Consider the following 6,405-nt stretch of genomic DNA (forward strand, 5'->3'; position numbering starts at 1 on the left):
TATTAGAGAATCTTCTGCATCCTGTCAGTAGCTTCCTGAATGCGCGCTGAAGGTGCGGTAAGTGCAAACCTCACAAATCCTTCCCCTGAAGTCCCGAAGCCATTCCCAGGAGTAGCGAGCACCCCTGCTTTGTTTAAAACATGGGTTACAAAACCCATTGAATCAAAAGGAGCTGGAACTCTTGCCCAGATATAGAATGTAGCTAAAGGTTTAGAAAGTTGAATGCCGAGTTTTTTTAAGCCGTTAAATAAAGTATCCCGTCTATTTTTATAAGTTTGCCTGATGGTTGAAAGGATACGATCATCTGTATCAAGAGCAACAATTGCTGCCTCCTGTATTGCCTGAAAAACTCCAGAGTCGAGATTTGTTTTGATTTTTCCAAGACCTTTTAACACTTCTCTGTTCCCAACAGCAAATCCTATTCTCCAACCAGTCATATTATAAGTTTTAGACAGAGAGTGGAATTCAATACCGATTTCTTTTGCGCCTGGAATTTGCATGAAACTTATAGGCCTTTTATCAAAATAAATTTCGGTGTAGGATGCGTCATGACAGACGATGACATTATATTTCATTGCATAATGTATTACTTTCTTAAAAAATTCAGGTGGGGCTATGGCCGAAGTGGGATTATTGGGATAATTAATAAATATAAGTTTTGCCCTTTGCCATATTTTAGGGGGTATTTGTTCTAAGTCTGGTAAAAAATAATTCTCCTCTTTGAGGGGCATGAAATAGCTTTCTCCTCCAGCAAAGAGAGTTCCTGTAGAATATACGGGATAGCCAGGAGACGGCACAAGGACAATATCTCCTGGATTGATAAAAGCTAATGGAATATGACCGATGCCCTCTTTAGATCCAATAAGTGATAGGACTTCTGAATCAGGATCAAGACTGACCCTGAAACGTCTCTTATACCATCTTGAGACCGCTTCTCTGTATGATAGCATGCCTTCATAAGAAGGATAACGATGGTGAGCAGGGTTTTGGACAGCTTTTTTCATGGCATTTACTATATGAGGGGGAGTTGGGAGATCAGGATCTCCGATGCTCAAATCAATAAGGTCAGACCCTTTTTCTATTGCCTTTTGTTTCATTTTGTCTATTGAGGCAAAAAGATAAGGAGGGAGATGCTTTATTCGTGAAGCCATTTCAATAGAAATCTTTTTTTTCAAGATAAGCCTCCTGTTTTTGATATATTATATTATATAATATAGTATTGCTGTTCAAAATATTTTGAAGAAGGCATATGCCTTATTCATTAACTTTAATCGTTTATTTTGGACAGGACAATACTTTAAAATATGTGGTAGTTATTAATAAAGTATAAAACTTTTCAACCGAAAGAGTGTTATTGAAACAATTTTCTTTTTAAAATTATTAAATAAAATGAGTAAGAAATACTGGGAATCTTATTATAATGCTTTAAAAAAACAGGATTGGGAAGAAGCAAAGAATTCTCTTGAGCAGATCAGCAAAACAGAAAAGGACAATGCCCAGGTATTGCTCAAACTCGGGGATGTATATCAGCGTATGAATGATACTGCTCGTGCAATCTCTACATATCATAAATCTGCATGGATACTTAAAAATCAGGGCTTTATTCAGAAATCGCTTGCACTTTATAAGATAATCCTTAGACTTGATTCAGGCAATGACGAAGCATTGAAACTCTCAAAAGAATTAATGTTCGAAATTGATAAGGCAAAATCTCAGAGACCTTCAGCCCCATATTTTGAGCCCCAGCAAGTTATTGGATATAAACTTGAAGAAGAGAAGGGAATGCCCATTGATTTTGAAGATGTAATTGAAGAAGAGGTTAAGCCGGAAGTTGTTTCACCTGAAACTGCTAAGCAAACTACTGAATTTGAAGAGCGAGTGTCATCGAAGATAGAAGATCTGATAGAGAGAACTTCTTACAGTGAAGAAACCATATCCCCTTCAACTGAGTTGCCTGAATCAGTTCAAACTTCAACAGTTGAGCAAAAAGAGAAGATTGATGATAAACAAGGACTGAAAGAGCCTATCACCAAAATCCCATATATCTTTACCTCATTGTCTCCTGATGAAATAATGCAGATTATGAACAGGGTAGAATTACATACGTATTCTCCAGGGCAAATAATTCTGGAAGAAGGCGACTCAGGTGATTCTATCTTTTTCATCAATAGTGGACATGCAAAGGTTGTAGCTCATATGCTCGGCAAAGAGATCGAGCTTGCGATTCTTTCTGCTGGCGATGTTTTTGGTGAAGTTGCATTTTTAACAGGTAGGCCACGAACAGCCTCTGTTATTGCTATGGATAAAATTGAAGTTTTTGAATTGAATAAAGTTATTCTTGATGGGATATTCGAAAAATACCCTGATATTCTTAAAAGACTGGACGACTTCTATCAGTGCCGAGTTCAGGATACACTGAAGAAGGTAAAATCTCAAATAAAGAAAACAGGACACTGATGATTGTTGTGTCCTGTTTTCTTTAAAAAATATTATTTTTTCTCTGTAGACGCTGCAGGTTTGATGGCTATACTCTTTGCTATATTCTTGCCAGCAGACTCAGTATATTTGAGTGTAACTTTATCCCCAACCTTGAGATCAGCAAGAGTCTTTTGAACCTTATCCATAGTAATTTTTGTTTTTTCAGTTACAGTTGAGGTAACCTCTTTGACCTGATCTTTCATCTTTTTCATCACAGTTACAGTCATAGCTTTGGTATCAAGCGCCTTGATTTCACCTGTGATCTGTTTTATCTTTGGTTTCTCAGCAGGTGCAGTTGCTGATTCAGACTGTGTAGTAGTTGAAGTAGATGGAGTAGTGGTTGCTCGCTTCTCTTCTACTGCGTAACAAATTGACACTACAGCAAAGGTAAAGAGGATCACCATAATTATTGCTAATGTCTTCTTCATCAATTTTCACCTCCTTTCTTTATATAATTTTTGGTTGTGTAGCAATATCTTAATTTATAATGAGTCTAACCTATTTTATACATAAATAAGATATAGAAAGGTATATTATTTAGCCCCGATAATACAGATATTGGTCAAAAATTTCTTCAACCATTGGGTTAACCATAGTTTATGAATAATAAATAATCAGTGTTAAAAAAATATTTTTCATGAAATTGATGGAGCAACAAGTATGCCATTAAAAAATTAAGATGAAATAAGAGTTATAACCATTGAAAGCCTCCTTTTTTAAGGAGAAGGTTTCTTTTTTGGGGATTCAAGGCTAAATTTATCCCATCTATACCAGAATGTTTTATAGCTCATTCCGAGAAGTTTTGCAGCTTTTGTAGCAACACCATTTGCCTTTTGCATTGCTTTTTTAAGAAGTTCTTTTTCAAGATCTTCGAAATTTATACCATCATCAGGAAGTTCGAAATCGGACAAATCTCTTGCATGAAAAAATCTTAGCTCACTTTTAATATCTCCAAGTCCTATGTTTCTTGTTTCGCATACAAGAACAGCTCGTTCAATAACAGATTCTAACTGCCTGATATTACCAGGCCAGTGGTAATCATACAATGCCATTAAGGCATTTTCATCAATACCGTTTATTCTTTTGCCGAATTCCTGATTGAACTTTTTTATAAAAAAATTTACTAATTCTGGTATGTCATCCTTTCTCTCTCTGAGAGGAGGGAGTTCTATATTTATAACTTTAAGTCTATAGTAAAGATCCTGCCGAAATTTCTTATCAGCAATCTCCTTTTCAAGGTCTTTATTAGTAGCCGCTATTATACGAACGTCAACCTTGATGCTTTCACGGCTTCCGAGTCTCCTGATTTCTTTTTCTTGAAGTACTCTCAAGAGTTTTGATTGAGTAAGGGCAGGTAAATCTCCAATTTCATCGAGGAATATGGTTCCACCATTTGTCGATTCAAAAAGGCCGATGTTTCTTGAGTTAGCTCCTGTGAAAGCACCTGCCTCATGCCCAAAAAGTTCACTTTCTATTAAATTTTCCGGAATAGCTGCACAATTTAACGCTGTGAAAGGTTTTGACCGCCTTGGGCTATTATAATGTATAGCCCTCGCAGCAAGCTCTTTGCCAGTGCCACTTTCACCGTTTATCAACACAGTAACATTGCTTGATGATACTTTTTTCATTATCTCTAAAGCTTCTTCCATTTTTTTTGACTTCCCTATAATCCCTTCTATCCTGAATTTATCAAATAGAGCATTCTGAAGCTGGATATTTTCTTTTTGCAATTTAGCCTTATCAATTGCCTTTTTTACTGTTAACAGGAGAATATCTTTATGGAGTGGTTTTGTAAGATAGTCAAAAGCCCCTTTTTTCATAGCATCAACAGCAGAAGATATTGTTCCGTATGCTGTCATAATGATAGCTGGCGGCTCAAAAGGCTCTTCTGGCAAGGATTTGATCAATTCAATTCCATCCATACCTTCCATCTTGAGATCAGTAAGAATCACATCAGGCATGATCTTTTTTATAATCTTTAATGCTTCTTCTGCTGAGGATGCAGTATGGGTTTCATATCCTTCGTCATCAAGGATTGTGCCGAGGATATCTCTCTGTAATGGTTCATCATCAACTATTAATATAATTGCCATTAATCTTCAGCACCCATAACTTAAAAATTATTCCAAAATCCATCGATAAAATGTCAGAAGTCTTCTGCAGTGTGTCATTGCTTCCCCTGAATCAAATTCGGGGTCGCAATAACGACCTCTTATCGCTGAATCTGGATTATTAGCAATTTATAAAATAATATTCATATATTATTCTGCCTGACAGGCAAAAGGATAACCACCTTACTTCCTTTTCCTTCAATACTCTGAAAATCAACCCTGCCTTGATGTTCTTCGACTACCCTTTTTGTCATGGCAAGTCCAAGCCCGAGCCCTGTATTTTTTGTTGAAAAAAAAGGATCAAAGAGTTTCTGAATATTTTCTTTTGGAACCCCAATGCCAGTATCTTCTATGGTAATACATACTTCATTATCAGATTTATTTGTGCTTAGTGTAAGGATTCCTCCTTTAGTCATTGACTGAAAAGCATTAATAATAACATTTAATATACAAGTTTTAATCAATTCAGGGTCTAAATATAGTTTCGGTAATTGTCCAAGTTTAAGAAATATTTTGATACCTTCTTTATCAGCCTTTACTCTGACCAGTGCAATTACCTCAGCAATAAGTTTGTTGATATCTACTTCTTGCATATTCATTTTCAAAGGTTTCCCATATTCAAGAAAATCTCTAACGAGTTTATTAAGGCGAAGTATCTCGTTTTTGATACTTGTAATGAGTAAATCAAAAGCCTCACGTGATTCAGCTTCTTTAGGGATATATTTTTTACTAAGATGGTCAATGGAGAGACTTATGAAATTAAGGGGGTTTCTTATTTCATGGGCAATGCCTTTAGCTAACTGTCCAATACCAGATAGATGTTCTACCTCTCTTAATTTTTCTTCTATAGCACGTTTTTCACTCAATTTTTGAGTCATATAATTAAAACTCTGTGTAAGCTCACCAATCTCGTCTTTCCTATTATTTTTAAGATAAATATTCAGATCTCCTGCAGCAACGCTTTTTGCAGCGTTAACGACATTTTTTAATGGTTTGGTATAAAAATAGGATAAAAAGACTGTTAGAATAATACCAAAAACAAAGACAACAGATGTAGCAACCGTCCTTTTTATTGCAGAAGACCTGAGAATCTTAGAGAAGTCCTCAGTCTTGATTGTAAGATGTATATATCCATAATGTTCATTCCCTGCAATAACAGGCAGAATTACATTATATTCTTTCCCTTCTTTTGAGAGAGGTTCTCCGAGTTCTGCCCTGATGATTCTTTCTTTTCTTTTTGGATTTATTTCTTCCCCGATGCTCAGCGGATTCGTACTTGCTACAATTTCATCAGTGTTGCTTATAATAGAAATCTCGCTAATACCTTTTGAATTAAGTTCTTTAAGATAGTTCTTGAGTCTGCTCTCATCTGTATATCCGCTGCTGGTTACTTCCTCAACACCAACCTGTATGGCTTTTGATAGTTCCGCAGTCTGTTTTTCAAGTTCAATTAGTAAAGCTTTTTCTGACTGTGAAAAAAGAAATGTTAAGACTGAGACGAGAATGATGCTCAGAAAGATCATCATAGCGATTAATTTTTTATTTAGAGAAAGATTAAGGAAATAGTCTTTAATAAACATGGCGTATTATTTTATATGCACAATCTATTAGTAAGTCAATTGGCAGTTTAACCCGAAGTCGTAACATTTCAAGAGGAATTCATCGATAATAACCTGGATGTAATTTATGATAAACCGCTATTTAACCAGAGACTTGCTGATTATATGATCTTTTATAATACTCAGAGACCACATAAGTCTTTGGGATTAAAAAGCCCTGTAGAGTATTTGATTGAAAATGGAGAAATGTCGCAAAA

General features: G+C 35.6%; 6 protein-coding genes. 2 read left to right on the forward strand and 4 right to left on the reverse strand.

The genetic code is table 11. The features are described 5' to 3' along the window. Nucleotides 1-2: 2 nt before the first annotated feature. On the reverse strand, nucleotides 3-1,151 hold the full coding sequence (locus HXY53_07495) for an LL-diaminopimelate aminotransferase (GenBank protein ID NWF76393.1): 1,149 nt from the start codon (nucleotides 1,149-1,151) through the stop codon (nucleotides 3-5). A gap of 238 nt (nucleotides 1,152-1,389) precedes the next feature. Here HXY53_07495 and HXY53_07500 point away from each other — a divergent pair, with 238 nt between their 5' ends. Continuing rightward, nucleotides 1,390-2,457, forward strand: a complete 1,068-nt coding sequence (locus HXY53_07500; protein NWF76394.1) for a cyclic nucleotide-binding domain-containing protein — start codon at nucleotides 1,390-1,392, stop codon at nucleotides 2,455-2,457. A gap of 32 nt (nucleotides 2,458-2,489) precedes the next feature. Here HXY53_07500 and HXY53_07505 read toward each other — a convergent pair whose 3' ends face one another. The 3 genes from HXY53_07505 to HXY53_07515 all read right to left on the reverse strand — a co-directional run bounded on the left by HXY53_07505 (nucleotide 2,490) and on the right by HXY53_07515 (nucleotide 6,169). Then, entirely contained in the window at nucleotides 2,490-2,906 is a 417-nt protein-coding gene (locus HXY53_07505) for a hypothetical protein (GenBank protein NWF76395.1), read from the reverse strand. A gap of 288 nt (nucleotides 2,907-3,194) precedes the next feature. Next, nucleotides 3,195-4,571 carry a sigma-54-dependent Fis family transcriptional regulator gene (locus HXY53_07510; protein ID NWF76396.1) on the reverse strand — a complete coding sequence of 459 codons (1,377 nt, stop codon included), beginning with the start codon at nucleotides 4,569-4,571 and terminating at the stop codon, nucleotides 3,195-3,197. A gap of 161 nt (nucleotides 4,572-4,732) precedes the next feature. Beyond that, nucleotides 4,733-6,169 (reverse strand): HAMP domain-containing protein, encoded by a 1,437-nt coding sequence (locus HXY53_07515; GenBank protein NWF76397.1) that lies wholly within the window; start codon nucleotides 6,167-6,169, stop codon nucleotides 4,733-4,735. Between the two features lie 81 nt (nucleotides 6,170-6,250). On the opposite strand from HXY53_07515, the gene HXY53_07520 reads away from it, so the two are divergent. Next, the coding region (locus HXY53_07520) for an IS481 family transposase (protein ID NWF76398.1) at nucleotides 6,251-6,405 on the forward strand (155 nt) is incomplete at its 3' end.

The organism is Nitrospirota bacterium (assembly GCA_013388455.1).
Classification (GTDB): domain Bacteria; phylum Nitrospirota; class Thermodesulfovibrionia; order Thermodesulfovibrionales; family SM23-35; genus JACAFF01.

Excerpts from the sequence above, each read along its gene's own strand:
- HXY53_07505 (NWF76395.1), bottom strand. The coding sequence starts at position 2,906 with ATGAAGAAGACATTAGCAATAATTATGGTGATCCTCTTTACCTTTGCT.
- HXY53_07495 (NWF76393.1), bottom strand. The coding sequence starts at position 1,151 with ATGGCTTCACGAATAAAGCATCTCCCTCCTTATCTTTTTGCCTCAATA.
- HXY53_07510 (NWF76396.1), bottom strand. The coding sequence starts at position 4,571 with ATGGCAATTATATTAATAGTTGATGATGAACCATTACAGAGAGATATC.
- HXY53_07500 (NWF76394.1), top strand. The coding sequence starts at position 1,390 with ATGAGTAAGAAATACTGGGAATCTTATTATAATGCTTTAAAAAAACAG.
- HXY53_07515 (NWF76397.1), bottom strand. The coding sequence starts at position 6,169 with ATGTTTATTAAAGACTATTTCCTTAATCTTTCTCTAAATAAAAAATTA.